Source organism: Paenibacillus sepulcri, from assembly GCF_042647105.1.
GTDB lineage: Bacteria > Bacillota > Bacilli > Paenibacillales > Paenibacillaceae > Paenibacillus_Z > Paenibacillus_Z sepulcri.
Map to the genome: position 1 here is coordinate 6651941 of NZ_JBHRUP010000001.1, position 26080 is coordinate 6678020.

Annotated in this window: 21 protein-coding genes and 1 pseudogene; 15 read left to right on the top strand and 7 right to left on the bottom strand. The window is 50.4% G+C overall.

From position 1 onward, the window contains the following. Positions 1–85 precede the first annotated feature (85 nt). From ACFOLF_RS28870 to ACFOLF_RS28880, 3 genes and pseudogenes are all read left to right on the top strand, one after another. A complete protein-coding gene (locus ACFOLF_RS28870) occupies positions 86–958 on the top strand; it encodes a DUF559 domain-containing protein (RefSeq protein WP_210037429.1) in 873 nt (290 codons plus the stop codon). A 342-nt stretch (positions 959–1300) separates the two neighbouring features. Beyond that, positions 1301–1569 (top strand): annotated as a pseudogene (locus tag ACFOLF_RS28875) (alcohol dehydrogenase catalytic domain-containing protein); the annotation flags it as partial. Positions 1570–2172: 603 nt separating this feature from the next. After that, positions 2173–3252 carry a discoidin domain-containing protein gene (locus ACFOLF_RS28880; RefSeq protein ID WP_210037430.1) on the top strand — a complete coding sequence of 360 codons (1080 nt, stop codon included), beginning with the start codon at positions 2173–2175 and terminating at the stop codon, positions 3250–3252. A gap of 202 nt (positions 3253–3454) precedes the next feature. On the opposite strand, the gene ACFOLF_RS28885 is transcribed toward ACFOLF_RS28880, so the two are convergent. Continuing rightward, complete coding sequence (locus ACFOLF_RS28885) at positions 3455–4324, bottom strand: YVTN family beta-propeller repeat-containing protein (RefSeq protein ID WP_379219642.1); 870 nt, start codon at positions 4322–4324, stop codon at positions 3455–3457. Continuing rightward, positions 4243–4527 carry a hypothetical protein gene (locus tag ACFOLF_RS28890; protein ID WP_379113001.1) on the bottom strand — a complete coding sequence of 95 codons (285 nt, stop codon included), beginning with the start codon at positions 4525–4527 and terminating at the stop codon, positions 4243–4245. The genes ACFOLF_RS28885 and ACFOLF_RS28890 overlap by 82 nt, the downstream gene beginning before the upstream one ends. 756 nt (positions 4528–5283) lie before the next feature. On the opposite strand from ACFOLF_RS28890, the gene ACFOLF_RS28895 reads away from it, so the two are divergent. The 5 genes from ACFOLF_RS28895 to ACFOLF_RS28915 all read left to right on the top strand — a co-directional run bounded on the left by ACFOLF_RS28895 (position 5284) and on the right by ACFOLF_RS28915 (position 8852). Continuing rightward, positions 5284–6309 (top strand): ATP-binding cassette domain-containing protein, encoded by a 1026-nt coding sequence (locus tag ACFOLF_RS28895; protein ID WP_379112813.1) that lies wholly within the window; start codon positions 5284–5286, stop codon positions 6307–6309. 2 nt (positions 6310–6311) lie between these two features. After that, positions 6312–7127: an ABC transporter permease gene (locus ACFOLF_RS28900; RefSeq protein WP_210037432.1), complete on the top strand. Its 816-nt coding sequence runs from the start codon at positions 6312–6314 to the stop codon at positions 7125–7127. A gap of 288 nt (positions 7128–7415) precedes the next feature. Continuing rightward, positions 7416–7874, top strand: a complete 459-nt coding sequence (locus ACFOLF_RS28905; RefSeq protein WP_210037433.1) for a VOC family protein — start codon at positions 7416–7418, stop codon at positions 7872–7874. Then, positions 7867–8037, top strand: coding sequence for a hypothetical protein (locus ACFOLF_RS28910; protein WP_210037434.1), 171 nt, complete (start codon positions 7867–7869; stop codon positions 8035–8037). The genes ACFOLF_RS28905 and ACFOLF_RS28910 overlap by 8 nt, the downstream gene beginning before the upstream one ends. A 224-nt stretch (positions 8038–8261) precedes the next feature. Beyond that, complete coding sequence (locus ACFOLF_RS28915) at positions 8262–8852, top strand: TetR/AcrR family transcriptional regulator (RefSeq protein ID WP_210037436.1); 591 nt, start codon at positions 8262–8264, stop codon at positions 8850–8852. Positions 8853–9018: 166 nt separating this feature from the next. Here the strand turns inward: ACFOLF_RS28915 and ACFOLF_RS28920 are convergent, their stop codons facing one another. Beyond that, on the bottom strand, positions 9019–13272 hold the full coding sequence (locus tag ACFOLF_RS28920; protein ID WP_210037437.1) for a sulfite reductase subunit alpha: 4254 nt from the start codon (positions 13270–13272) through the stop codon (positions 9019–9021). Between the two features lie 294 nt (positions 13273–13566). Here ACFOLF_RS28920 and ACFOLF_RS28925 point away from each other — a divergent pair, with 294 nt between their 5' ends. Beyond that, entirely contained in the window at positions 13567–13989 is a 423-nt protein-coding gene (locus tag ACFOLF_RS28925; protein ID WP_210037438.1) for a MarR family winged helix-turn-helix transcriptional regulator, read from the top strand. A gap of 105 nt (positions 13990–14094) precedes the next feature. Here the strand turns inward: ACFOLF_RS28925 and ACFOLF_RS28930 are convergent, their stop codons facing one another. Both ACFOLF_RS28930 and ACFOLF_RS28935 read right to left on the bottom strand, forming a co-directional pair. Beyond that, the gene (locus ACFOLF_RS28930) at positions 14095–14898 is read right to left on the bottom strand and encodes a histidine kinase (RefSeq protein ID WP_379219644.1); all 804 of its coding nucleotides are present in this window, start codon (positions 14896–14898) and stop codon (positions 14095–14097) included. Continuing rightward, complete coding sequence (locus tag ACFOLF_RS28935) at positions 14789–17137, bottom strand: ATP-binding protein (protein ID WP_379112810.1); 2349 nt, start codon at positions 17135–17137, stop codon at positions 14789–14791. The genes ACFOLF_RS28930 and ACFOLF_RS28935 overlap by 110 nt, the downstream gene beginning before the upstream one ends. 174 nt (positions 17138–17311) lie before the next feature. On the opposite strand from ACFOLF_RS28935, the gene ACFOLF_RS28940 reads away from it, so the two are divergent. The 6 genes from ACFOLF_RS28940 (at position 17312) to ACFOLF_RS28965 (ending at position 23650) form a co-directional block, all read left to right on the top strand. Beyond that, positions 17312–18166, top strand: a complete 855-nt coding sequence (locus ACFOLF_RS28940; protein ID WP_210037439.1) for an NAD-dependent epimerase/dehydratase family protein — start codon at positions 17312–17314, stop codon at positions 18164–18166. Positions 18167–18506: 340 nt separating this feature from the next. Then, complete coding sequence (locus ACFOLF_RS28945; protein WP_210037440.1) at positions 18507–19292, top strand: ABC transporter ATP-binding protein; 786 nt, start codon at positions 18507–18509, stop codon at positions 19290–19292. Next, positions 19277–21166, top strand: coding sequence for a hypothetical protein (locus ACFOLF_RS28950; RefSeq protein WP_210037441.1), 1890 nt, complete (start codon positions 19277–19279; stop codon positions 21164–21166). The genes ACFOLF_RS28945 and ACFOLF_RS28950 overlap by 16 nt, the downstream gene beginning before the upstream one ends. Positions 21167–21290: 124 nt before the next feature. Then, the gene (locus ACFOLF_RS28955) at positions 21291–22229 is read left to right on the top strand and encodes an SDR family oxidoreductase (protein WP_379112808.1); all 939 of its coding nucleotides are present in this window, start codon (positions 21291–21293) and stop codon (positions 22227–22229) included. A gap of 185 nt (positions 22230–22414) precedes the next feature. After that, complete coding sequence (locus ACFOLF_RS28960) at positions 22415–23233, top strand: SDR family oxidoreductase (protein WP_210037442.1); 819 nt, start codon at positions 22415–22417, stop codon at positions 23231–23233. 45 nt (positions 23234–23278) lie between these two features. After that, on the top strand, positions 23279–23650 hold the full coding sequence (locus ACFOLF_RS28965) for a MerR family transcriptional regulator (protein WP_210037443.1): 372 nt from the start codon (positions 23279–23281) through the stop codon (positions 23648–23650). An 85-nt stretch (positions 23651–23735) separates the two neighbouring features. On the opposite strand, the gene ACFOLF_RS28970 is transcribed toward ACFOLF_RS28965, so the two are convergent. Both ACFOLF_RS28970 and ACFOLF_RS28975 read right to left on the bottom strand, forming a co-directional pair. Next, positions 23736–25235 (bottom strand): HAMP domain-containing sensor histidine kinase, encoded by a 1500-nt coding sequence (locus tag ACFOLF_RS28970; RefSeq protein WP_210037444.1) that lies wholly within the window; start codon positions 25233–25235, stop codon positions 23736–23738. Continuing rightward, entirely contained in the window at positions 25216–25905 is a 690-nt protein-coding gene (locus tag ACFOLF_RS28975; protein WP_210037445.1) for a response regulator transcription factor, read from the bottom strand. Before ACFOLF_RS28975 ends, ACFOLF_RS28970 begins: the two co-directional genes overlap by 20 nt. Positions 25906–26080: the final 175 nt, after the last annotated feature.

A 26080-nucleotide genomic window follows, 5' to 3' on the forward strand; every position in this document is an offset into this window, starting at 1 on the left:
CACTCACAATGTAAATAGACAAGCACAACTAATGTGAGAAGGGATTAGTCACTATTTATTGAATAAATATATTGGGTGAATAGTGATGAATAATTTCACAGCATTGGAACGTGTTATGGGTGATGCTTTACTTAGGAATAACATCTTTTTCGATGAGCAGGTTTATACAAAGACCGAACTAGGTTTTTACATATTTGATTATGTAGTTTATGGGGATGCATGTAAGATCGTAGTAGAATGCGATGGGCCACATCATGAAGATCCTTATCGAATGCTCTTAGACAGTAAACGAGATTTTTGGTCAATTCAAAATGGTGTACAGTCTGTTCTCCGATTCTCAATGTTTGAGATATATCTATCAGTAGATAAGTGCATTGATAAGATCATACAAGAGATAAAAACTCTCGATTCTGTACTTGCTAATGATAAAGAAAGAATGATAATAGTGGCTAAAGAAAAAGAGGCGATACGTCTAAAAAAGGCGACAAGGTCTTACAGCCTCTATTCAAATTTGCGTGTTAAAGTTTGGACTGATAAAGAACTAGAACTTAAAAAGAAACAAGAAGAGAAAGCAATAAAACGCTTCATGAGGAATTCTGATACCAGTCTAAGCCATACTTTTATTAGTGCTGAAAAAAACGAGGCTATTCTAGATAACCAAACAAAATCAAAACCAGAAGACGAGATAACAGATATGATTCCTGTACATGAAAGAGAGATACTCGAAATCCTAAGGAAGTTACCTTTAATAGAGAAGAAGCTACTTTGGTTCATAGTTCAGAGGAGCAATAAAGATGGTATTAGCATTTATAACGGTTCACCAAAAAGCATTGAATACTTATGTGGAAGGAAACTTTTGATTCGTAATAACTTGTACACTGGAGAGGGATTAAGTCTATTTGTACTTCCAGGTTCACCCTATCTTTTAAGAATATTATTGCGTTGGAAGAAGAAATAAAAGCTGGGAGGAGCACTAGATGGCTCCTCCTTTGTTTTGATTATTGTTTGTTCATATCCCAATCTGCTGATATGGTTTTCTGATAAATCGCAATATCGTGATATTTAATGTGGAACGTAATATGCACCGTCTTAGTTTCACGCTGAACAATGATTCTCGATACATACTTACCGACAAGCTGATTCAAGAGTTCTGGATTTGGGACCTCATCATCCAGCAATCTAATCAATTGTTTTAACTCATTTCTGAATTAATTGCAATTCAGCATTCTAAACCTTTCAGCGGAAAATATCGCGAAGCTTGAATCTATCACAGAGGGCTGGATTGCCGGCCTGCAATTGGCTGCAATTTCCTTGCAGTGTATGCACAAAGTACGGAACGCCGGATGTTTTGAAGCTTACAGAGGTAGAAAAGTCTGCTCCCAGGGACAATGAAATACTGGTAAAAGTTCATGCGACAACCGTAACGTCGGGGGACTGCAGAGTGCGGGGCTTCAACAGTCCAATCTTGCTCTGGATTCCAAAGCGATATTTTTGGGCTTCAGAAAGCCAAGAAAACCTATACTGGGTGTGGAGCTGGCCGGGGAGATTGAAGCAATAGGGAAAAATGTAAAACGATTAGTGCCCGCGTAGCTTCAAGCTGGCACTAATCCGGTCACGAAAGGTGCCGAATGGCGAAATCTGCGGGCATAGACGTATATCGTCAATCTAGCTGCATCCCTTTTGCCGCTGAATATAGGTCAGTTTATCCGGATTGGCTGTGACATAGATGGCTTCAATACAGTCGTTTTGGAACTAAAGGAAAACACTTATAAAATGTCCGTCCCCTTTGACAGCACAAGACCCCACTCGCCGTTGACCCGTTCGAAATTGGTTACTACTAATATTGAGTTCATAAATCTGTTATGTCCCGATGCATAGAGCTATCTAATTAATTTTCGTCTCCGTTATTAATGCGTATTAGTCCTGAGTAAAATAACCTGGATACGATGTTCGCCAACTTATAACCTTTAATTTCAACGGCTCTTCAAGCATTGTAAACGAGCAATGTTCTTTTTCTCTTCAATCTCTTTAATAGATTATTTTATAATAGGCATAAATGCCTAAACATTTAACTCTCAATCATATTGTAATAATTTGTCGAAAAAAAGTCTGTTATTTTCAATAATTTTCCCATACGATTATCCCATTACATAACTGAAGGAGAAGATGGAATTGAAAAAGATTATTTCAGGTTTGGCACTAGTATTTCTATTTATAATTCTTGTAAAGGGCACTGCATTTGCAGATGCGAATGATGGTAATTTAATTCCGGATATGACCTCTAATACTTCACCTTCTGGAGTTGCAAGTTCAAGCAGTGTATGGAGCACAAATCATCAACCGTTTCAAGCTTTTAATGTTAACGACAATGGAGATACTGGGTGGGCATCGAAAGCTGGAGAACCATATGGCTGGATAGCTTATGAATTTCCGAATCCAACACTTGTAAATAGTTACGCTTTACAAGCGCGTATTGACGATACTAATTTTAAAACTGAATCACCAATGGATTGGACATTTGAAGGTTCTAATGGAAGTGGGTGGGTAGTGCTTGACACTCAAACAGGTATTACAAATTGGGAACAAAGAGTAGAAAGGAAATTTAGTTTTAATAACGCGACTAGTTATAAAACGTACAGATTAAATATCAGTAAAAATAATGGAAGAGCATACGTAACTCTTGGACAAATTAAGATGATGTATGAAGCACCGACCGTGCCTGAGCCTCCTATAACGAGAGCTTTGTTGACTATCACCATGACCAATGGAAATGAAAAGGAATACGATCTTTCTACATCTGAATTAAATATGTTTCTCGCGTGGTACGATGCCAGAGATGCAGGCAGTGGACCGGCAAAGTACTCATTTAACAAAATATGGAACCAGGGGCCGTTTAAACTGAGGACAGAAAATGTTATTTTTGATAAAATCCTGGCCTTCAACATTGATCAATATGACTCTTCGACTACGAATACTTCTTATGAACAACTCGCTGCCATTTCACAAACCGACTATGCCCTACTCACCGTGACAATGACTAACGGGCTTGAAAAAGAGTATAGTCTTCCCAAGGAGCAAGTAAATTCTTTTGTCGCCTGGTACGATGCGAGGGATGCGGGGACCGGCTTGTCTCGATATTCGTTCAATAAAACTTGGAATATGGGCCCGTTTACCATCCGAACAGAGAATGTGATCTTTAACAAGATCCTGACTTATAACGTAGATGAATATGACAATTCTGTAGGGGAATAAAATGATGACCCCGCTGGCCCAGTGGCTGGCGGGGTTATTTGTTATATAGGGTTTTGTGTCTTTATCTAATTGCAGCTGGTCTTCTTTTTGTGCAGACTGTTTACTGATATTATAAAATAAACTGTTAGTCCATGAAAAAAATGATGTAAACTGGCTGCGGGTTCCTGCGAAGAATAAATTCACAGCCATGATCAAATTGTCGTTAAGAATTTACACCAATGCTATTTGGCCCACTTCCTACAGGAACGGCGGCTATGACGGTATTGGAATTTCCATCAATGACAGAGACGGTATTTCCAGTGACATTTGCGACGTAGATGCCGTTTGTTAATGGATTCGCTTTTATATCGTTAGGAAGGCTAAAACCTGCTATTGTGGCTATGACGGTGTCGCTGATTCCATCGATAACCGAGACGGTGTCAGCATTCACTACATAAATTCGGTTGGTGATGGAATTTACGTCTATGCCGCTCGGTGTGCTCCCTACGGTGACGGTGGTTATGACGGCATTGGAAAGTCCGCTTATGACCGAGACAGTACTATCGCCAAGATTTGTCACGTATATCCGGTTTGTAGTGAGGTTTACTCCAACACCTAGGGGTACAAAACCTACTGGAATTGTTGCTATGACAGTATTGGAAATTCCGCTTATGACAGTAACGTTGGCGCTGGCTTGATTTGCCACGAAAATTCGATTCGTGATCGGATTCACCCCAACACTGACCGGTCCCACACCGCTTACGGGAACTGTGGCTATAACGGTATTGGTATCCCCATCGATGACGGAGACTGAGTTTTCGGCAACGTTGGTCACATAAATCCGATTCGTGGCTGTGTTCACTCCAAGACCAGCCGGATTACCAGCTACAGGAACGGTGGCAATCATAGTGTTCGTATTTCCGTCGATTACCGAGACTGTAATATCTCCGCCATTTGATACATAAATCCGATCAGTTGCCGGATTTACTCCTAGGCTTGACGGACCAATACCTACCGGAACCGTGGCAATAACACTGTGGTTATTACCATCAATAACAGAGACAGCATTATCATTGAAATTCCCTGCGTAAATAAGATTAACTGAAGAAGGAAGCGCAGCTCCAGGCGGCCCTTGCGGCCCGGCAACCCCTGCGGCTCCGGGCAGCCCTTGCGGCCCGGCAGCTCCATCTGCTCCAGGCAGACCTTGCGGCCCGGCAGCCCCATCTGCTCCAGGCGGCCCTTGCGGCCCGGCAACCCCTGCGGCTCCGGGCAGCCCTTGCGGCCCGGCAGCTCCATCTGCTCCGGGTAGCCCTTGCGGTCCTTCAGCCCCGGCAGCTCCGGGCAGTCCTTGCGGCCCGGCAGCTCCCTGAGGTCCTCTCAATCCCCGAAAGCCACGGGGCCTGTCACGCTTTATTGATTCTTCGAGTTTGTGTACTTTTCTTCGTAAGATTTTAACATCCCTTCGAATGTGTAGAGGTTTCACTTTGCATTTGTTAGAGAACACTAACAGGCACACCTCCCAAATAGATATGCATTATGTTATGATAACGGCCATTAGCGCGGTTGGACTTCTGTCACTCAAGGATGACAAAGTCTATCTTCCGTAAATGGTGTTCAAGAAGTCATTCCATTTACAGGATCCGACTAAATAGACCAGCTTGCAGAATTTGCAGCTGGTTTTCTTTTTCATCAGATACGCCCTTAAAGTGAATCGGTGATTGTCGGGTAGATATTTATTGCCCAAAAAGTGGCCGGGGGCCTGGCTGCGGGAGTAGCGCTATTATTGTTCTTTATTGAATCTGAAAAAGAGCCAACAGACAGAATGTCGCTGATTCGGTTCTTTTTCGGAATTTTTTTCCCCATAGGTTCCCCACAATAATGATGGAACGATTGGTTTCGCATTCCTTCTTTGTCTAACGAAAAACCTGTTAACCCGCGTGGCTTCTGGTTTTCGTCTATATTTAGGTTTCATTGGGCAACCACGACATATTCAGTTCATAAATCTGAGTTACGATTCCAATGATAATAATCAGTTATATGGGAGGAATTGCTTTGAAGCATGTATACAGAAAGGAATTAGCGCCGAACAATGGTGATTGGGCTGTCGCAGCGAGTGGGCTCGTTAAAACTTTTGGGAGCAATCGAGCGGTGGATGGCGTGGATTTGAACGTGCGCGCCGGTACGATCTACGGCGTACTCGGCCCGAATGGAGCAGGCAAGACAACCACAATCAGTATGCTGGCGACCTTGCTTCGACCGGACGCCGGTTCAGCCAGAATCTTCGGGTACGATGTGGTGAAGGAGTCGCAGATTGTCCGTCAATTGATCGGAGTGACCGGTCAATACGCATCGGTGGATGAGTCGCTTAGCGCTACCGAGAACCTGATCATCTTCTCCCGACTGCTTGGGCTAGGGCGCGCAGAGGCACGGCAAAAAGCAGCGGAGCTGCTTGAGGAATTTGGTTTGACAGAGGCCGCGAGCCGTCCGCTGAAAAATTTCTCCGGGGGCATGCGCCGCCGGCTGGATTTGGCGGCGAGCCTTATTGCACAGCCGCCGCTCATTTTCCTGGACGAACCGACTACCGGGCTGGACCCGCGCACACGTGCACAGATGTGGGATACGATCCGCCGGCTGGTGAGGACGGGATCAACCGTACTGCTGACAACACAATACCTGGATGAGGCAGATCAATTGGCAGACCGGATAGCGGTTATCGACCGCGGCCGTGTCGTCGCCGAAGGCACTGTGGATGAGCTGAAAGCGTCAATCGGTACCTCGTCGCTGCAATTGAGAGTCCAAAATCCACAGGACATCGAGAAAGCCCGCCAGACCGTAGAACAGGTGCTCAAGGTCAAGTCTATTGTGTCGTCGGAAGCTGCAAGAATTACTGCACCGATGGCGGACGCCGACCGGGTCACCGACCTGCTTATTGCTCTTCGCGCGGCTGGGATTCGCTTGGACGAGATGAGTGTGCAGAAACCGACACTCGATGAGGTGTTTCTGACCATTACCGGCCATGGGGTGAAGGAGGACACGTCGTCAGTGTCCAATAAATTGAATGAAGCGAAGGAGGCATGAGCATGAGAAGCGCATCAATCAAGCCGGGTGCTAATCCACAACTGAAAAACCACACAAGCTTCAACCAGACGGTACGCAACTCGTTGACAATGGCCTATAGAGGTCTGCTGAAGATCCGCCGAACCCCCGAGCAGTTGTTCGACGTTACGCTTCAGCCAATCATTTTTACCTTGATGTTTACCTACATTTTTGGCGGGGCCATCTCCGGTGATGTACAGAGCTATTTGCCAGTCATCATTCCCGGTATCCTGGTGCAGACCGTAATCACTACATCTATCGTTACCGGCGTCCAGCTGCGCGAGGATATGGATAAAGGCGTATTTGACCGATTCAAATCCCTTCCTATCGCGCGTATTGCTCCGCTTGCGGGAGCTCTGCTCGCAGACACCGTCCGATATACCATTGCGACTGTACTCACCTTTACCATGGGATATATTATGGGTTATCGGCCCGAAGGAGGCTTGGAACACGTCGCCCTCGCCGCGATTCTTGTCATTATCTGCTCCTGGGCAATCAGCTGGATCTTCGCCTTCTTTGGCGTGATTGCCCGTACTGCCTCGAGCGTACAGGGGATATCGATGATTGTGCTGTTTCCGCTCACCTTCCTATCCAACGCGTTCGTGCCCGTCAAGACCATGCCCGATTGGCTTCAGTGGTTTGTTAACATCAATCCGATCTCGCATCTGGTCACAGCCGTTCGGGATCTTGCTAACACGGGAACTATAGGTTGGGATCTTGGCATCTCCCTCATCGGCGCCGCTGTCATTGTGGCGATCTTTGCACCCATTACAGTTCGTGCGTACATGCGCCGGACATAGCAGGACCAGACTTGATTGGAGAGCGCATTGCCGGCAGCGATGGAGTCAGGGGCTCGATCCCCCTGGACTTCACCCATATATGACATTCAAGGCAGCCTGATAAGGGCTGCGTTTTTTTATGTTGCGGATTGCCTGGGGGTAGAAGGGAATAAACTTTGCTGAACCCCTAAGGACAGGGACCATCTCCATTTAACGGAGAAGTCATAACTCTTTGATATTTACATACATGCTGTATGTATGTTAACGTCTTACTATACCAATCTAACCTTAATACAAGGGGGAGCCGATTTGAAAATCAACAGTTTCTACCCGGTCATCATGACGAAGAAGGTGGCGGACTGCGCGGAATTTTATCGACAATATTTTGGTTATGAGGTTGTTTATGAGTCCGACTGGTATGTGAGCTTGCGGACTGGGGGAGGCCAGCAGGGATCGTATGAGCTGGCGCTGCTCGATGCCGGACATCCGACGATTCCCGCCCAATACCGCAAGAGAGCTGAGGGTGTGATCCTGAACATGGAAGTTGACGATGTGGATGGAGAGTACGAGCGGTTGGTCATTGGCGCGAAGCTGACATTGGAGCAGGATATCCGGGATGAGGAATTCGGGCAGCGGCATTTTATATTGTCTGATCCCGGCGGTATCTTGATCGATGTGATTGCAGTGATTCCACCTTCAGTGGAAGAGAGCGCCAACTATTCGGAATCCGTGTGGAAGCAGGAGAAGGCAAGGGGCGAGAATGAATGAGCCGACGGCTCTGAAGCATTATTTTGACGAAAGGCTGGCAAGAAGACTGGCGGATCTGATTGCCCTGCAATATGCATCGTTTCCTTACCTTCTGATGCCGGTTGCCTTCTATGTGGAAAGTATGGCTTGCAGGATGCGGGGCTTTTACTGGATCGCTATATGAAATAAAGAAGCGTCATACCTCTGAATACGCCATCCGTCCATACTTAACCGCTCATACCGATCTGTGTTTGGCCAAGCAAGAGGCTGTTTTGTCGTGGTTGAAGCAGCGGGCATCGGAGGTCGGCGAGCACACAACATGGATTATTCGCAAAGGGCTGCGTACAACTGCTTGAGCATGGTGATCGCAGGGCGCAGGAGCCTGTGCAACGAGACGGGAGAAAGCGTATGAGGAGAAATAAAAAAGACACCGATGAGACGATCCATAAGCTGCAGGAAGTTGCACGCCATCACTTTACCAGGCATGGCTACGCTGAGAGTTCTTTGGAGGAAATTGCCAAAGACGCCGAGGTTACCCGTGGCGCTGTGTATCATCATTTTGGCAGTAAAAAAGGCTTGTTCCGGGTGGTGCTGGAGCTTGTTCAGCGAGAAGTGGCGCAGCGGCTGGAGGAGGAGGCCTCGCTTAGCGATGATTTGTGGGAGCAGCTGTATCTGGGCTGCCGGGCATTTGTGACTGTGGCGACTGAACCGGAAAACAGGCGGATCATGCTCATAGATGGTCCGGCGGTGCTCGGCTGGGAGGAGTGGCGGCTGCTGGATGAGCAGCAGTCTATGCGGCTGTTGTACGGACAACTCGAGTTGATGCGGCAGCAAGGATATCTGAAGCATATCCGGCTGGATGCAGCCACGCATTTGCTGTCAGGCGCACTGAACGAAGCGGCGCTCTGGCTGGCGCAAATACCGGATGCCGAGGATGCTGCCAAAGCGATGGAGGACTGTCTGCAGACGCTGCGCTTGCTGCTAGAAGGTATCCGATAATCCTGGTAAGGACCATGAATTTTCATTATGAACGTGGTTCGGAATAGTTTGTGGATTTCCCTTGCTGTCAGATTCCGACGGCAGTCTGGAATCCTGATTATATGAACGAAGAAAAAGGGAATCAGGCGTTTTATGCCGGATTCCCTCTTGTCTGATTTCGATCCTTCTAGTAAACATCCCTGGCGTATCTTTTGGAACGCAGCATTTCCTTCACATAGGCTTCCGCTTCGGCGTCGTTCATTCCTCCATGCTGCCGGATAATCTGCTTCAGCGCGGAATCGACCTCTTTAGCCATGCTGCTGGCGTCGCCGCAGATATAGAAGTGGGCGCCTTCCCGGAGCCATGCCCATACTTCACTTCCATGCTCGATCAGGCGATGCTGGACATAGATTTTCTCTGGCTGATCGCGGGAGAATGCGGTATCCAGACGGGTCAGAATGCCATCCCTTTGCATAGCTTCCAATTCCTCTTGGAAATAAAAGTCCTGGTCTGCCCGCTGCTCGCCGAACAGGAGCCAGTTCTTTCCTTTGGCCCGGATGGCCTGACGCTCCTGAAGGAATCCGCGAAACGGTCCGACTCCAGTGCCCGGGCCGACCATAATGATTGGCGTATCCGGATTGACCGGCAGACGGAAATGAGCGGTTTTTTGAATGAAAATAGGAACTTCGGCAGCAAGCTCCGCACGGTCCGCGAGGAAGGAAGAGCAGACACCCTTTCGGGTTTTTCCGTTGAATGGATAACGTACGGTTGAAACGGTGATATGAACCTCGTCAGGATTTGCCATCGGGCTGGAGGAAATGGAATAAAACCGGGGCTGCAGCGGCTTGAGTATTCGGACGAGTTCGTCCGCGCCAGCAGTCACCGGAAATTCCTGCAACAGATCGACCAGATGACGGCCCCGCAGCCATTCCTTCAGCCGGGATTTACTCTCGTGCTTCAGAAGAGTTTCGAGCTGATCACTATGTGACCGCTCCTGGACGAATTGAAGAATGGTTGGGGTTATACGGGCAATCTCGAAATGCCGGAGCAGCGCCTCAGCTACGGTAATTTCACCATGGTCCTTTAGCGTGACGATATCGGTAGGCTGAAGCTCTACCGCATGCAAAATCTCTTCGACGGTATCCGGACAGTTGGTTGGCCAGACGCCCAGAGCATCGCCGGCTTCATAATGAAGCCCGGTATTGGCCAGATCGAAAATATAATGGCGTGTCTCTTTCTCAGAGGCCTCTTGATTCAGCAGACGATTGGCAATCAAACGCGTATGAAGAGGATGGCTGCGGTCATAGCTTCCTGGAATGACGGTCTCTACCGCCGCCGCCGTTTCAATGGCTTGCTGCTGCGGCAGATTGAAGCTGGCCGGAGACAGTTCCCGATTGGCTGAGAAACCGGATTCGATTTCTCGGGAAGCATATTGGCTTAGCGTGCCCGCTACCGCATTGATCCATAATTCCGCCCGTTCCTGATAATCGGTGTCGCATTCGACGAGACTCGTCATCCGCTGGGCTCCGAGCTGCTCGACACGGGAATCTAGATTGCGTCCGAATCCGCAAAACGAATCATAATTGGAATCGCCGAGCGCAAGTACCGCATAGCGCAGTTGGGACAACCGGGGCGCGTTGTCCGCCTGGAGCGCCTTCCAGAAGCTCTCGCCGTTATCCGGCGGATCGCCTGCCCCGAATGTGCTCGCAACGAACAGAACAATGCGCTCTGCTGATAAGTCTGCAATTGAGTAAGCATTCATATTAACAAGACGAATATCATGACCGGCGGCCTGCAGCTTCTTGGCTGCATCATTGGCCGCCTCCTCCGCATTGCCTGTTTGCGATGCCCAGACCAGGGTGATAAGCGGCGTTGCCTTCTCTGCAGCAGGTGCTGCGGGCCGTTCTAAAGTTGCCACCATCGAAGCGGAAGGAGTGATTTCCGTTTCCGGAAGATAAGTGCGGGAGAACATGCCTGCCAGCATGCCGTCCAGCCAGAAGCGTTTGCTTCGATCAAGCGGAGCTGTCGGAGGCAGGACAGGGATACCCGAAGCCGTTCTCGATTCGTCAGTCCGCAGACTCGTCATGAATCCGGCGAGATACATTTTTTCATGGTTGTCGAGTATGACAGAAGCTGATGAATCAATGCCGAGGATACTGGCGAGCGTATCGACTTTGGCCATATAAACTTCCTCCTTCTGAATATCCGGTTGAATATTCGCTTCGTTTGCAGCTTCGTTGAATCGGGCTTCAGTGTCGGGAGAAACGGAGATTTCACCTGTTGGTTGGACGGCAGCGCGGACAAGCGATACTGCACAATATTTAAATTCAGGCTGAAAGGATATCGGATCAATGGCATCATTAGTGACGTCGTTGATGGCAAGATGGCCGCCAAAAAGATCATTCCAATGAAAAGGGGCAAAACAATTTCCCGGACGCACCCTGTCGGTAACGACTGCCGGCAGAATGGCCAACCCTCGTCGTGATTGAATCTCAACACGGTCCCCGCTGTTTATGCCCATGAGCTCCGCATCTTCCGGATGAATGTCGATAAAAGGACCCGGGTTCAGCTTATTGAGCGTTGGGATCTTCCCGGTCTTGGTCATGGTATGCCATTGATGCTGCAGCCGCCCCGTATTGAGCACAAAGGGATAGTCACTGTCAGGCATCTCTGCCGGAGGCAAATAGGGTCTTGCCAAGAAGATGCCTTTTCCGTGCTCTGTCGGGAAAACGATCCGCGGGCGGCGGCTGTCTTTATTCTCTTTCAACGTCTGGCTGATTCCATTATTCAAGTAACGGATGGGATTGCGGCTATCGGCGCCATCCGGAGCGATTGGCCACTGCAGGGGAGCTTCGCGCAGCCGCTCGACGGAAGCGCCGCGAATGTCATAGCCGGTCTTGGGATTCCACATCTGCTGAATTTCCGCGTAGACCTCCTCCGCGGAAGCGTAGGAGAAGGCGGAGGAGTAACCCATCTCACAAGCGACACGGGCGATGATCTGCCAGTCCGGCAGCGCTTCTCCAGGCGGATTCACCGCCTTCTGCATCAAGGTCAAATTGCGCTCGGAGTTGATCATAACGCCTTCGCCCTCCGACCATAAAGCGCCGGGAAGCATAATATCCGCATATCGATTGGTCTCTGTATCCAGAAAAGCATCCTGCGTAATGACAAGCTCGGCAGTCTGCAAAGCCGCGATGACGTTCTTCCGGTTGGGAACGGTAGCAACCGGGTTCGTACAAATAATCCAGCAAGCTTTGATGTCCCCTGCCTGCATGCTTTGGAACATGGATACGGTTCCGGTCCCAACTTCCGTTCGGATCGTTCCGCGCGGTACGCCCCATATATCCTCCATAAAATGCCGCTCGGCCTCGACAAGCACGGAACGCTGCCCGGGCAAGCCTGGCCCCATATAGCCCATTTCCCTGCCGCCCATCGCATTCGGCTGGCCGGTGAGCGAGAAGGGCCCGCTGCCGGTCCGGCAGATGGCTCCGGTCGCCAGGTGCAGATTGCATATGGCGTTCGTATGCCACGTGCCATGCGTGCTTTGATTAAGACCCATCGTCCAGCAGCTTATCCATTCGGGCGATTCGCCGATCCAGCGGGCCGCTTGGCGGATATCGGCTTCGGGAATCCCTGTTATCGCTGATACCTTCTCAGGAGGGTAATCCTCCAGAAAGCCGGGCATGCTGTCCCAGCCGGAGGTGAATTCGGAAATGAAGGCAGGGTCCGTATGTCCATTCTTGGCGATTAAATGCAGCAAGCCATTAAGCAGGGCCAGATCGGTTCCCGGTTTGATCGGCATATAAAGTGATGCTTTATCCGCAGTCGCATTGCGGCGCGGATCGACGACGATGAGCCTGGCTCCGGCCTTGACCCGGTCCATCATCCGCAGGAACAGAATGGGGTGGCAGTCGGCCATATTGGCGCCAATGACGAAGAACAGATCGGCATGATCCATATCCTGATAAGAGCCGGGCGGACCATCCGCTCCGAGTGACAGTTTATAGCCACTGCCCGCACTTGCCATACATAAGCGTGAATTCGACTCGATGTTATTCGTGCGCACGAAGCCCTTGGCCAGCTTATTGATGAGATACTGCGATTCCAGGGACATTTGGCCCGAAACATAAAAGGACAGTGCATCGGGGCCGTGTTCATCGAGGATGGCCCGCAGCCTGGATGCCGTCTCTCTAATGGCATCGTCAATACCGATTTGGCCGGGTTCGGCCGGCCGACCCGGACGCCGATAGGCATATTCCATACGTCCCGATTCCGTGATAGCTTGGGCGCAGGTACTGCCTTTCGTGCAGAGCCGGCCGAAATTAGCCGGATGATCCTTGTCGCCTTTGACTTTGACGACACGGTTATCAGCTACCTCGAGCACAATGCCGCAGCCGACACCGCAGTAGGGGCAGACGCTTTTCACTTGTTTTGTTGTCATTAAGGTTCACCAGCGTTGGCGTGCTTGGCACGCATATTGGATTGGTATCGTTCGAAACGGATGATATCTGAATAAGCTTAAATATATATCGCACTACGATCTAAGTCAAGGATTTAATGTCATAATACATGACATAATAAGCTGGTATTGTTTGAATTGTGTCCGTTATATTTATTTAAAGTGAACTTATATGACATTCATAATATCCGGAGTCCGTAAATTCAGAAGCCGGTTGATTGTCCAGGATCAAGGAATGCTATAAACTATAGGTATTCTGTCAGATAGGGGCCGGCCATGAACAAGAAGCGATTGCCTAAACATGTATATGAGCAGCTGGCATTATTCCGGTATCGAATCCGCAAATTCATTCGTTTCAGCGAGGAAGCGGCGCGAAGCAAGGGACTCACCCCTCAATATCATCAGCTTATGCTGTCCATAATGGGGTTTCCCGAGAGAGAATATGCCACTCCGAGGGAGCTGGCGGAGCGCCTGCAAATCACTCCACACGCTTGTCTGGAGCTCATCCAGCGCTGCGAGGAATTAGGATATGTGCAGCGTTTCCCGAACCAGCAGGATAAACGCAGCATATTTATCCGTTTGACGGAGCATGGAATGGGACTCCTGGAGGAATTGTCGGAAATCCATAGAGATGAGTTGAAGAGAGCAGGGCTGCTTGAGTTTCAAAATGACGAGGCCCGTCCGGAATCATCGGATTGAATCGCCTGGCTGGTAACGGGTACAGGATGAATAAGCGCACAAAAAATGAAAGGAGGAGCGGCTCTCATTGCCGCTCCTCTTTGCGATTTCCGGTAATCCGCCAAGCTATTGATTAACCGGTATAATAAAGCTGATGGTCGTACCGCGATCGGGTTCGCTTGTGATACGCAAGCCCTTTCCATAGATCTGCTTTAATCGGCGGTGGGTATTCGGCAGGCCGATTCCGCCGCTCGGAACATTCGTTTGCGCAATTATTCGCTGACGGGTTTCTTCATCCATCCCCACTCCGTTGTCCACGATCGAGATTTCTGCGAACTGCCCGTCCAGCTTGACGCAAATTCGAATTTCACCACCCGATTTGCGGCGCATGAGTCCGTGCCGGACGGCATTTTCGACAAGCGGCTGGAGAGATAAAGGAGGAATCATCAAATCCTGAGCCTCATCCAGCTCCCAGGCAACCCGGAGCCTCTCCCCGAAGCGCTCCTTCTCGATATAGAGATAGGAGCGGACGAGCTCAAGCTCATACTCCAGAGGAACAACCTTCTCCACATTTCTGTATGCGAAGCTGGTCCGCAGAAAATGGCTGAATGCTTCAAGCAGCTTGCGCATCCGCGGCGTATCGAATTCGCTGAGAGAGGCAACCGAATTAAGCGTATTGAACAGAAAATGAGGCTGAATTTGCGCTTGCAGCCATGCAGCTTCCATCCGCATTTTGTCGCTGACGGATTTCCTGAGTGTGGTTAAAGCCTTCACGCGCGATCTTAACTCCATGGTATCTACCGGTTTCGTCACATAATCGTTAGCGCCGGATTGAAAGCCTGCTTCGATATCCTCCACGCGCGCACGCGCCGTTAGAAGCAGAACGGGAAGCTCGGCTGAAGAGAAGCGTGTGCGGATCGCAGCGCACAGCTCGTAACCGGACATCCGCGATTACTAAATCCCATTCTCTTGAATTCAGAAGCGTCAACGCTTCCTGGCCGCTTGTAGCGGTTAGGATATCGTATTCATACAGGGAAAGGGCGCCGACGAGAATGTTCAAATTGGTCGGATCGTCGTCAACGGCCAGTATGGAAGGCCGATCAGCGCTGAATGCCGGTTTTTGCTTGCCGTCCCCAACGGCAGGCAGCGCAGCGGCTGTTTCTGTATATGCGGGCAACACAGTCTCGCTTGGTCCGTATGCAGCCATCTCATATAAGGGCAGGGAGAAGGTGAAAGTCGAGCCTTGCTCCGGCGCGGAAACGACGCTCAGAACACCCCCATGCAGTTCCACGAGCTGCCTGCAGATGCTGAGGCCAAGCCCGATTCCGCTTGTCGGGCCGGCGCTTCCGAATGGTCCTTGCTCGTAGGGCTGGAATATTCTCAAGAGCGTGTCATGATCCATTCCACTGCCGGTATCGGTGATATGGATATAGGCGAACCCGTCCTTCTCGTGGGAAGAGATTGTAATGCTTCCTTCTTCCGTGAACTTCACCGCGTTATGCAATAAATTAAACAAAATTTGAATCAGACGGTTCTCATCGGCGGCGACCAGAGGGAATGCATCGGGAATGCCATTGATCAAACGAAGACGCTTGCCCTCGACCATAAAACGGATCATGTCCATAACGCCGGAAGCGATGGTCTGAACGGGAAGAGCGGCCGGCTGCAGCCGGATACTGTTCTCTTTCAGACGTGTAAAATCAAGCAGGTCATTCAGCAGAAATGACATGCGTTTGCCGACCGAGATCAGCAGCTTCATATTTTCTTTGCTGCCCGTGCGGTCCTGGTCTTCATTGTCTACGATGGTCTGGGCGATGGTCAGGATGCCGTGAAGCGGATTCCGCAGTTCATGCGAGGTATTGACCAGAAAGTCATCCTTCTGCTTGTCGGCTTTCTGCAGCTCGACGGCGAGCCGGGCAGTCTGGGCAGAGCTTCGCAAATAGCTTCTGAACCAATATGCACAGAAGACGATGATAGAGACAACCATGTCCACCGGATAATAGCCGAAATTCATCCATCCCACAACCTTGGCAAAGCTCCATAGAATATTGTTCATATAGCCGACCATCCCGAGAAATAAATAAATGGCGTCAGGTTCACCTCTCTGGACCGCACGCCAGGCAAGGAACGGAACGCTCAGGAATGGAATGATCACGGTTCCGACGTTGAGCATATCCAATTGAAGCAATAGAGCCGCTGGAGCAAACAGAATGAAAACCGAGAAAGCCGCGGAAAACCAGGCGTACCATTGGAAAAACTTTATTTTCGCCTGCGGAGCGACAAGCTCCCTGGCATATTGAAGCAAAAACACCGCAACGCCGAGATAGGACCAATTATTGAACTTCGTTGCCCATTCGAAGTTGATCGGCAGCCAGGTGAGAATGATTTTATCGTCTACGATCAAGATGCTTATAATGCCGCACAGAAGCATCAAGTTGAAATAAAACAATGCTTTTTGGCGAACACCAAAAAAATACAGAATGCAGGTATAAACGGCATGAAGCAGAAAAATCAGACAAACAGACAATTGCGTGCCGATGGAGAAATCCGTTTCTTTGCTGACCGCAGCTTGAGTTCCGAACTTAATAGAGGTATTAATCCCCCCAGAGTACGGATTGTGAAAATTGGCAGCCTGGATGACGATTTCGATCTCATCCGAGCTTGTCATAAAAGACGCATTATAGGGGACATTCTGTGCGATGTACTGCTGGGCTTGATCTGCCGGTTGTCCGGACTTGGCCAGTGATCGTCCATTCACGAACAGCTCGGATGCCGATGAAATATCATTTATTCTCAGGCTGTAGATCTCATCCTCGTCCGGATCAATCAGGATGCGCAGACGGTAGGAGCCAAAGCCGAAGGTTGATTCGTGATTCGGTGATGCGAGTGTTCCCCAGCTGCCGGGTACGGAGAGATAGGAGCTGTCCGGAAGACTTGTATTCAAGCCGGAGGCCTCGTTGTAAATCCATTCATTGGGGTAAAATTCCCATTGTCCGTCCAGTGTCAGGGGGCGATTCGCTGCAATATCCCATCCCCGCAAATCCAGACGGCCCTGGACAGCCCCGGGATGCGGCGGCGGGGTATACACGACGGACCAGACCAGACGTATGCTTATAAGAATCAGCAGAAACAAACCGGTTATGAGCAGAACTTTTTTAGTATTCATCATCGTAAAGCCTATAGTTCGACAAAAAATGCGGTTTTCCTGCATCTGTTAATTGCACGGTTCAAATGACTTACTGTACCGGTACAGTTTAACTGATTTCAGATTGAAATATGATTGTTTGTACCGTAATCTTGAATTCATAGCTTACAATATAAACAGGATGGAGGTCGGTGCCGGATGAAAATTATTGTTGCAGGCGCGAGCGGCGTAATCGGACGAGCGCTTATCCCGCTGCTCCTCAAAGCGGGACATGAGGTGGTTGGGTTAACGCGCAATACGGAACACGCGGAAGAGCTGAAGGATAAAGGGGTGCAGCCCGTAATTCTGGACATCTATGACCGGGATGGCGTATTCGCCGCTCTCCGCGAAGCCAGGCCGGATACGGTGATTCATCAGCTTACGGCGCTGAGCGGCAGAAAATTCGCTGAAAATGCCCGGATCCGCGTTGAGGGCACGCGTAATCTTGTGGACGCTTCGTTAGAAGCGGGAGCGCGCAAAATGATTGTGCAGAGTATCTCCTGGGCATATTCGCCTGGCAATGGACCTGCTGGCGAAGACACGCCGCTGGATCTGGAAGCCCCTTTGCCGAGGAAATCGACGATCGATGGCATCCACGCATTGGAAAGCGCGGCTGCCGAAATGCCGGAGCGCGTCATTCTTCGTTATGGACTGTTATATGGAGCCGGAACCTGGTATGCCCCTGACGGCTTTATTGCGCAGCAGGTTCGTCAACAGGAAGTGGCTGCGACGGCAGGCGTCAGCTCCTTCGTCCATGCGGATGACGCTGCGCAGGCTGCACTTCTCGCGTTGCAATGGCCTTCCGGCGCCTTCAACATTACCGATAATGAACCGGCTGCCGGTACCGAATGGCTGCCGGTCTATGCGGATGCTCTGGGCGCTCCGGCACCAGCCGTTGATCCGGCAAGCGCAGCCGCATGGGAAAGAGGAGCGTTGAACGGCAAGGCGCTTCAGCATGGCTGGAAGCCGCGGTATGCTTCGTGGCGGGACGGTTTCCGCTATGCCTTGGGATGAACGGGCAACGCAATTAAACAGGCTTCGTTATCACTCCATAATGCGCCAGGCGGCTTTGCAATTTTGGCGGAAGCCATAGATTTCCCCCCTGAACACAAACGGCAGAAATGCCGTTTTTTTTGTGTATTTACAAACCCATATTCAATACCCGCGGTAACCATAATAGGGTTCGGAAATAATCCGGTCCTGAGCACATACTGCAATTCATAAAACAGATAAAAAGGCAGCCCGATTTGTCATAGAAAGTATTGACAGCTATTTTTTTAGGATATATAGTTAGTTACATAAGTAACTAACCAATGTAGCTGTTGATAAAGTAGCCCATAAAGGGGAGAGGCAAATGACAACGGAACGCAATATTCCAATGGATGGAACGCCGGCGCTTGAGCTGCAGGGTATTTATAAAGCTTTTGGCTCGAAGGTGGCAGTCGACCATATCGACTTGACGATACCTGCAGGATCGTTTTTCGGACTGGTTGGGCCAAACGGGGCCGGCAAGACGACCACGTTATCGATGGCGACCGGATTGCTTCGCCCAGATGCCGGTACGGCGCGAATATTCGGGGTGGATATATGGCGTGCACCGGCACTTGCCAAGGAGCTGATCGGCGTACTCCCTGACGGCATGTCGATGCCGGAGCGGCTGACCGGCCTGGAGCTTCTGAAGTATATGGGCCTGCTTCGCAAGCTGGATGAAAAGACGGTAGACTTTCGCTCCCTGGAGCTTCTAACCGTACTGGACCTTCTGGATGCGCGGGAAACATTCGTAGGCGACTATTCAACCGGCATGCGCAAGAAGATTGCCCTCGCGACCGCTCTGCTTCACGGCCCCAAGCTGCTGGTGCTCGATGAGCCGTTCGAGGCTGTGGATCCCGTATCGGCGGCGACGATCAAGAACATTCTCCGCCGCTTTGTGGAGCATGGCGGTTCCGTCGTATTTTCCAGCCATGTGATGGCTACCGTGGAACAGATGTGCGACTCCTTGGCTGTCATCAGCAAAGGCAATGTGAAGGCTGCGGGTCCGATGAAGGACGTGCAAGCCGGCCAAAATCTGGAGGATCGATTCGTCGAGCTCGTCGAAGGGCAAGCCGGTGGCAAGGAGGGGTTGTCGTGGTTATTGTCATGATGAGGATGAAGCTGGCTGTTCTGCGGGGCAGCCTCAGCGGCCCGGGCCTGGTTCGGCTGGGCTGGGGCGCCTTGTTCGGCTTGACCGGCGTCATCCTTACGTTTGCTCTGGGACTGGCTGATCAAGTCTCGCCGCGCCTTGCCAGTGACAGGCTCATGATCATTTTCGGTATATGGACGCTGGGCTGGGCACTCGGACCGATGTTATTCAGCGGGGAAGACAAGACGCTCATACCGGAGAACTTCAGGTTTTTGCCCGTTACTCCGAATCAGCTTGCAACGGGACTTCTCGGCGCGTCATTCATCGGGGTTCCGGCGGTCATCAGTTTGCTTGCTTTCATTCCTCTGGTTATTTATGCTGCCGGCCTTGGCATGATGCCGGCGGTTGTTGCCATGCCAGCGGTCATACTGCAGCTGATTCTCGCCGTTGCCTTGTCCCGTGTTGTGACTAGCGTCATGCGAAAGCTCACCAGGTCCCAGCTCAGCTCTGCATTGGGAGCGATGGTGACAGGAGCTATCATGGCCTTCTTCATCTCGGGGTGGATGGTGCTGGACGCGGATTATAATATCATGACGCTTGAACTCCCTGCGCGGCTTTCAACTCTCCTGAATGTCCTCCCTTCAAGCTGGGGAACAGCAGCAATTGAGGCCGCGCGGAGCGGACAATGGGCATTCTCCATAGCCTATCTGGCGGGAATGGTTCTTGTCATTCTGCTGCTTCGTTCCTTATGGGCGATCTTGTTGGTGAAACGGTTAACGACCAAGCCGCAGCGGAATCGCTTATCCAGCAAGCCTGATTCCCCATACGGCTTTTTCGCCAACCGGACGGGAACGGTAGCCCGCAAAGAACTCATAGCGTGGGGAAGGGATTATACACGATCCGGATTTGTATACTTCGCCTTATTCTATAGCATTTTCTTATGTCTATATCCTGTATCTGCCGGCAATTTATTTTTACTGCCATGGACCGGGGCGATCTTCGTCATCACGGCGGCAGGCTCCACTGCCAATTTGTACGGGTCGGACGGGAGCGCTCTGTGGATGACGCTCGTTACCTCACAGGCCGAGCGGTATGATATTCGGGGACGCCAGCTGGCGTGGCTGTTGATTATTGCGCCTCCGGCTCTGATTATCACCTTCGCCATGATTTTTATCAGCGGCTATTACTGGGCTGTGCCGCTTGCGCTTCCGCTTATTATTGCAGCTTTGGGTGCCGGAGCCGGACTTGTTGTGCTGAATTCAGTCCACCGCCTCGAACCGATGACAGACGCACACAAGCGCGGCGACGATATGTTCGACCATCCTATAGGCTGGTGGCAGTTCATGTCGCTGATGCTTGTAACCCTGGTCCTGATCGCTCCCGCTTTTGGACTGGCGGTATGGGGAACCTATCTGGATATGGATTGGGTTCAATGGTCGGGGGTTCCGGCAGCGCTTCTGACCGGAAGCTTCTACTACTGGTGGTTTGGCCGTCTGGCCTGCAAAAGGCTGGAAGCCCGCGGACCGGAGCTCCTTAATCTGATGCTCAGAGGACATGAGCCTGTCCAAGCGGCGGCGGCGGATTCCGTCAAACCTGATTTTGACGCCGTCACAAGAAGCATGTCCGCGGGCGTCAAAACCGTCTTTTATTTCTGCGTGTTCTTCGGTCTGCTCGCTTTGTTCCCGCAAGGTCTTGTTCCGCTTGGCATCAAGCTTTCCGGCGGCGGCGATCCCCTCTGGTTCCTCGCCCTCTATCTTCCCGGGTTGTGGCAATGGCCGGTCATTGCGCTCATGATTGGCGTGGGGCTAATCGCTTTTGGCAATGCCGTGTATATCTATTTCTCACAGAGAAGGAGGTTGTCCCCGGTTGATTCTCATACGATGGAAAATGGTTGAAGGTAAATCATAAAACACCAAACTTGGAGGACCGGTTGCACAGCCTGCTTCCGGTTCGAGTGACCGCAGATATACATGGCAGCATAGTTGCGGCTTAGGCATTTTATAATTCCAGCTGAATATAGTGAGTTATAAAATTGCAGTACAAGAGAGGAGAATTACGATTACTTATCCCGTATATCCATATATAGGCTGGGAACAGCAGTGCACCAATGTCCCTGTCGTTTTTCCGCCGCAGCATCAAAACAGGCGGCCGGGTTTTGAGTACCTGATGACTCCGCGGCCGATTTCCGAGAATCCCGCCTATACAGGCAGCGGCAGGCTGAATAATAAGATTGCGATTATTACTGGCGGGGACAGCGGAATCGGACGGGCCGCCGCCATAGCCTTCGCCAAGGAAGGGGCGGATCTGGCGATTGTCTACCTCGATGAGCACCAGGATGCGGCTGAAACGAAACAAATGATCAACAAGCTCGGCCGCCAATGTCTGCTCATTGCCGCAGATCTAAGAAAGGAAGAATCCAGCCGCTACGCGGTGGAGGCCACGATCCAGGCTTACGGACGGCTGGACATTCTTGTGAACAATCATGGCGTGCAGATTCATCAGGCAAGCATCTTGGATATATCGAGAGAGCAGCTGATGAATGTGTTCCAAACCAATATTATTTCTTTTTTCGAAATGACCAAAGCGGCGCTGCCTCATCTCCATGCAGGAAGCACAATCATCAATACGACCTCGGATACCGCCTTCTCAGGCTCGGGCCATATGATTGATTACACAGCTACCAAAGGAGCCATCGTATCCTTTACACGTTCGTTAGCTCTTTCGCTTGCGGGTCAGGGGATTCGGGTCAACGCGATCGCGCCCGGACCAACCTGGACACCTCTGATCCCGTCCGCATTCACGGCAGATGAGGTAAAAACCTTTGGAACGGATGTTCCGCTGAGAAGACCGGGGCAGCCGTTTGAATTGGCCCCTGTATATGTTTTGCTGGCTTCGGATGATTCCTCCTACATATCGGGACAGATATATTTTGTCAATGGCGGCTCGGTCGTTACCTGAAGCATGGGGCTGGAATCAGGATGAATATGGTTAACAATAGCTGCCGGGTCGGATGGGCTCGATCAAAATGGTTGGGACAGAGACAATAATCTGCCCAACCATTTTTTTATGCTTGATCTAGAGCGCGCTCTAAGCGGTAAGATCTCAATATGACAGACAAACAAGCATACAAGGAGGAATTTAAAGTGAACACTATATTAATCACAGGAGCATCATCAGGGATAGGTAAAGCAGCAGCCAGGCATTTTGCGGACAAGGGATGGAACGTTATTGCGGCCATGAGAGTACCTGAGAAGGAAACCGAATTAACCCGCGCTGATCATATAATGGTGACAAGAATTGATGTCGAGCTGCGGAGCACGATGGCAGAAGCAGCAGCCAGAGGAATTGAACGTTTCGGTAAAATCGATGTATTATTAAATAATGCGGGCTATGGCTCATCAGGAATCTTTGAAGCCGCTTCGGACGAGCAAATCCAAAGGCAATTCGATGTAAATGTATTTGGGCTCATGAATATGACAAAAGCGGTGCTTCCCCACTTCAGAGCCAATAAGCAGGGCTTGATCATCAATGTCTCTTCCATAGGCGGAATCTTGGCTATGCCCACCATGTCGCTTTACCATGCTGCTAAATTTGCTGTAGAAGGCTTTACTGAATCGCTGTACTATGAATTGGCATCACAGAACATCCGTGTCAAACTAATCGAACCCGGCTCCATCAAAACGGATTTTGGCGGCAGATCGATGGATTTCTTCTTTGATGATTCGCTGACCGATTATCTGGAATTTGCGGATACTTACCGGGCAGTACGGGCACAAATGGGGGAGAATCCTGCGCGGCAGTCTTCTCCTGATTTAGTGGCCGAGGTCATTTATGAAGCGGCAACCGACCAAACCAATCAATTGAGATACGCTGCAGGCGAGGACGCCAAGGCGCTGATCAAGCTGAAAAGAGAATCGGGCGATCAGGCAGTCATCCAGCAAATTTCCCGGATGTTTGCCTGAAGCAGCGGCTTAATGGAAGGACAGGCATTGAAGGAAGGTGATTTGATGGGTTTTACGATTGGCGATGCAGCCGAACAGACAGGCTTGTCCATCCATACGCTGAGATACTATGAAAATGAAGGCATTCTTCCGATGATTAATCGCAATGACGGCGGTACGCGAATTTATGAACAAAAAGATATCGATTGGCTTAAATTTGTATGCTGTCTGCGGGAAACCGGCATGACCATTGCCGAGCTCAAAGGTTTTGTGCAGCTGGTGCTGCAGGGCAATGAAACCATTGACGAGCGAATGAAGATGCTGGATAGGCAAAAAGAACGAATCCAGTCCCAAATCGAGCAGTTAACGACCTATAAGACCATGGTGGAAAACAAGATGGACTGGTATGTGGATTATGCCAGGGAGCACCGGATGTAGGGAGTGTGGCTGTAAAGATAGCAAAAAAAGCGGTTCTCCGGCAGTTTTCCGGAAGACCGCTTTTCTAATCCCTATTATTTGCAGATTAAGCCGGGTTCTGTTTTGGCAGCAGGAGCTGGAAGGTTGCGCCTTCCGGCGTGCTGCGCTTCAAAGCAAGCCGGCCGTTCATGGCGACAGCGAGCATTCGGCTGTACGTGAGCCCCAGACCAAGGCCGCCGACGGAATGCTTCTTGCGTTCGCCCCTGAAGTATCTTTCGAATATGTTGGCCTGTTCGTCCTCTGGAATGCCGGGGCCATTATCCTGAACGAGAATTTCAAAGTCCTGATCCGAATGCTCGGTAAGCGACACGGCAATCCTTCCTTCATCCTTCATTGCCTGTCTGCTGTTATTCATCAAATTCACAAGAATTTGTTGAATGCGGCTGGCATCTCCGACTGCCATGAATGTACGTTCAGGTATTTCGGCTGCAACTTCGAGACGGCTGTCCTGATAGAGAAGACTCCATTGATAGACGATCTCTCCCAGTAATTTCCCCAAATCGATCGAATCGGTTTGAACGCTGATTTTACCGGAAGCAAAGGAGTTGAAGTCGAGCAGGTCGGATACCATATGCTGCAGCCGCTGGGTTTGCTCCAGTGAAATATCCAGAAATTCTTCCGCTTCGTCAGAGGTTACGACATGGTCCCGGACAGCGTGAATCAGACCGTGAATCGAGGCGACTGGCGTTTTCAGCTCATGAGTCACTCCGGCAAGCAGCTCCGTCCGCAGCTCCTCCAGCTTTCCCAGACGTGCCGCCATCGCCTGGAAGGAGACAAAGAAATCATGAATCTCCTTTTCTTTTATATGTTCCGGAACACTCAGCTGGTAGTCTCCGGCTTCCATTTTTTTAAGCGCTGCGGCAAGCTGAAGGATCGGTTTTCTTAATTTTCGCGACAGCAAATAGATCATGATCCAGCCTAATACGCCTGAACATAAAAGCAGGGAAATAATCAGGCCGTAGTTTTGATTCACCTTGGCGAGTTCCCGGTAGGAATAAGAAATGGCCACGGTTCCGATAATGGAATCCCCATAAGCGACAGGAGCGGAAATGCCATACATATTTCCTGTTTTCTCAACGCGGATCTCATCGGCAAGAGGGGGGGCGGAGGGAAATACGGGGTCGGCTGCCGATGGACCGGTCTCTGATTCTGACGGAGTTGCGGAGGCTGGAAGCGGATCGGCAGGAGGCGGGGGATTGCCGGATTCCGAATCCTGCGAAGGTCCGTCTTTGTAAAATAAAGAGGCTCCGCTGCGATCGAATACGGTTAATCCAAATTGCCCCGGGATTTTATAACGGCGCTGCGTTTTATCGATCCATTCGTAGAAATCGCCTGGAATGACGATTTCTCCTTCCCCGTCCGCAATATATTGAGCCGCTACTTCAGTGAAGGCTTTGAGAGAATTCATTCGCTCCTTCATGGTATCATGCCGGATCCACAGGACGGACGCGAATCCAATCGTAACCAGGCCTACGAATAAAGTAAGCACGTAGCGGAAAGTCCAGTGACTGAGCAGTGTGCTCCGTTTATTTGAGCCCGTTCGCATAAAGCTGATACCCCGTTCCTCGCATTGTTCTAAGTTCTCCTTCTTCCGCCGGCCAGTGCAGCAGCGCTTTCCGCAGCCGTTTGATCGCCAAATCCACTGCCCGGTCGCTGCCATCATAGTCGATTCCCCAGACTTTCTCAATCAGCTGCTCCCGGTAAAAGATCTGGTTCGGATGCTCCGCCAGAAATAATAGAAGAGACAGATCGCGGGGCGTAATCGACAGGCTCGCGCCGTTCAAATAAACGCTGCGGGATTTAAAATCGATCCTCAGGCTCCCGATCACAACCTGTTCCGAGCTGACCAGCGACCGCGGAGGACGCCTCAGCACAGCATGAATTCTGGCGACAACCTCTTCCGGCTCGAAAGGCTTGGTCATATAATCATCGGCTCCTTCGTTCAAGCCGTGGATGCGGTCTGTTACCTCTCCTCTTGCGGTCAGCATGATGACGGGACAGGGGCTTTTGCGGCGGATGCCGTTCAGCACTTCCCAGCCGTCCATGCCTGGCAGCATAACGTCGAGAAGCACGAGCTCAGGCTGAACGGTATCGAAGGACTCCATCGCCTGGAGGCCGTCCTTGAAGATTGCACAGTCAAAACCGGCCTTGCGAATATATGCCGCGAGCACCCGGGAAATCGGATCCTCGTCTTCAACGATCATAATGGTTCCCACTCTATATCCCCCGATGTCTGATGCGCAAAATGATTCCGCTTCAGAATGAATTATACAGTCCGGTGCACGGAATATCCATACTTCGATGATTGTAATGTGTTTCATTATAAGCGTTGAACATGTCAGGTGAATGTCAGAGCCTTGACTTCATCTTGACGTATTTCAGGCTTATATT

What these genes read in the sequence shown, in the direction of transcription:
- ACFOLF_RS28870 (WP_210037429.1), top strand. Translation starts at nt 86, where the DNA reads ATGAATAATTTCACAGCATTGGAACGTGTTATGGGTGATGCTTTACTT.
- ACFOLF_RS28890 (WP_379113001.1), bottom strand. Translation starts at nt 4,527, where the DNA reads ATGGAGCTGCCGGGCCGCAAGGGCTGCCCGGAGCCGCAGGGGTTGCCG.
- ACFOLF_RS28900 (WP_210037432.1), top strand. Translation starts at nt 6,312, where the DNA reads ATGAGAAGCGCATCAATCAAGCCGGGTGCTAATCCACAACTGAAAAAC.
- ACFOLF_RS28910 (WP_210037434.1), top strand. Translation starts at nt 7,867, where the DNA reads ATGAATGAGCCGACGGCTCTGAAGCATTATTTTGACGAAAGGCTGGCA.
- ACFOLF_RS28915 (WP_210037436.1), top strand. Translation starts at nt 8,262, where the DNA reads ATGAGGAGAAATAAAAAAGACACCGATGAGACGATCCATAAGCTGCAG.
- ACFOLF_RS28920 (WP_210037437.1), bottom strand. Translation starts at nt 13,272, where the DNA reads ATGACAACAAAACAAGTGAAAAGCGTCTGCCCCTACTGCGGTGTCGGC.
- ACFOLF_RS28925 (WP_210037438.1), top strand. Translation starts at nt 13,567, where the DNA reads ATGAACAAGAAGCGATTGCCTAAACATGTATATGAGCAGCTGGCATTA.
- ACFOLF_RS28935 (WP_379112810.1), bottom strand. Translation starts at nt 17,137, where the DNA reads ATGATGAATACTAAAAAAGTTCTGCTCATAACCGGTTTGTTTCTGCTG.
- ACFOLF_RS28940 (WP_210037439.1), top strand. Translation starts at nt 17,312, where the DNA reads ATGAAAATTATTGTTGCAGGCGCGAGCGGCGTAATCGGACGAGCGCTT.
- ACFOLF_RS28945 (WP_210037440.1), top strand. Translation starts at nt 18,507, where the DNA reads ATGACAACGGAACGCAATATTCCAATGGATGGAACGCCGGCGCTTGAG.
- ACFOLF_RS28965 (WP_210037443.1), top strand. Translation starts at nt 23,279, where the DNA reads ATGGGTTTTACGATTGGCGATGCAGCCGAACAGACAGGCTTGTCCATC.
- ACFOLF_RS28970 (WP_210037444.1), bottom strand. Translation starts at nt 25,235, where the DNA reads ATGCGAACGGGCTCAAATAAACGGAGCACACTGCTCAGTCACTGGACT.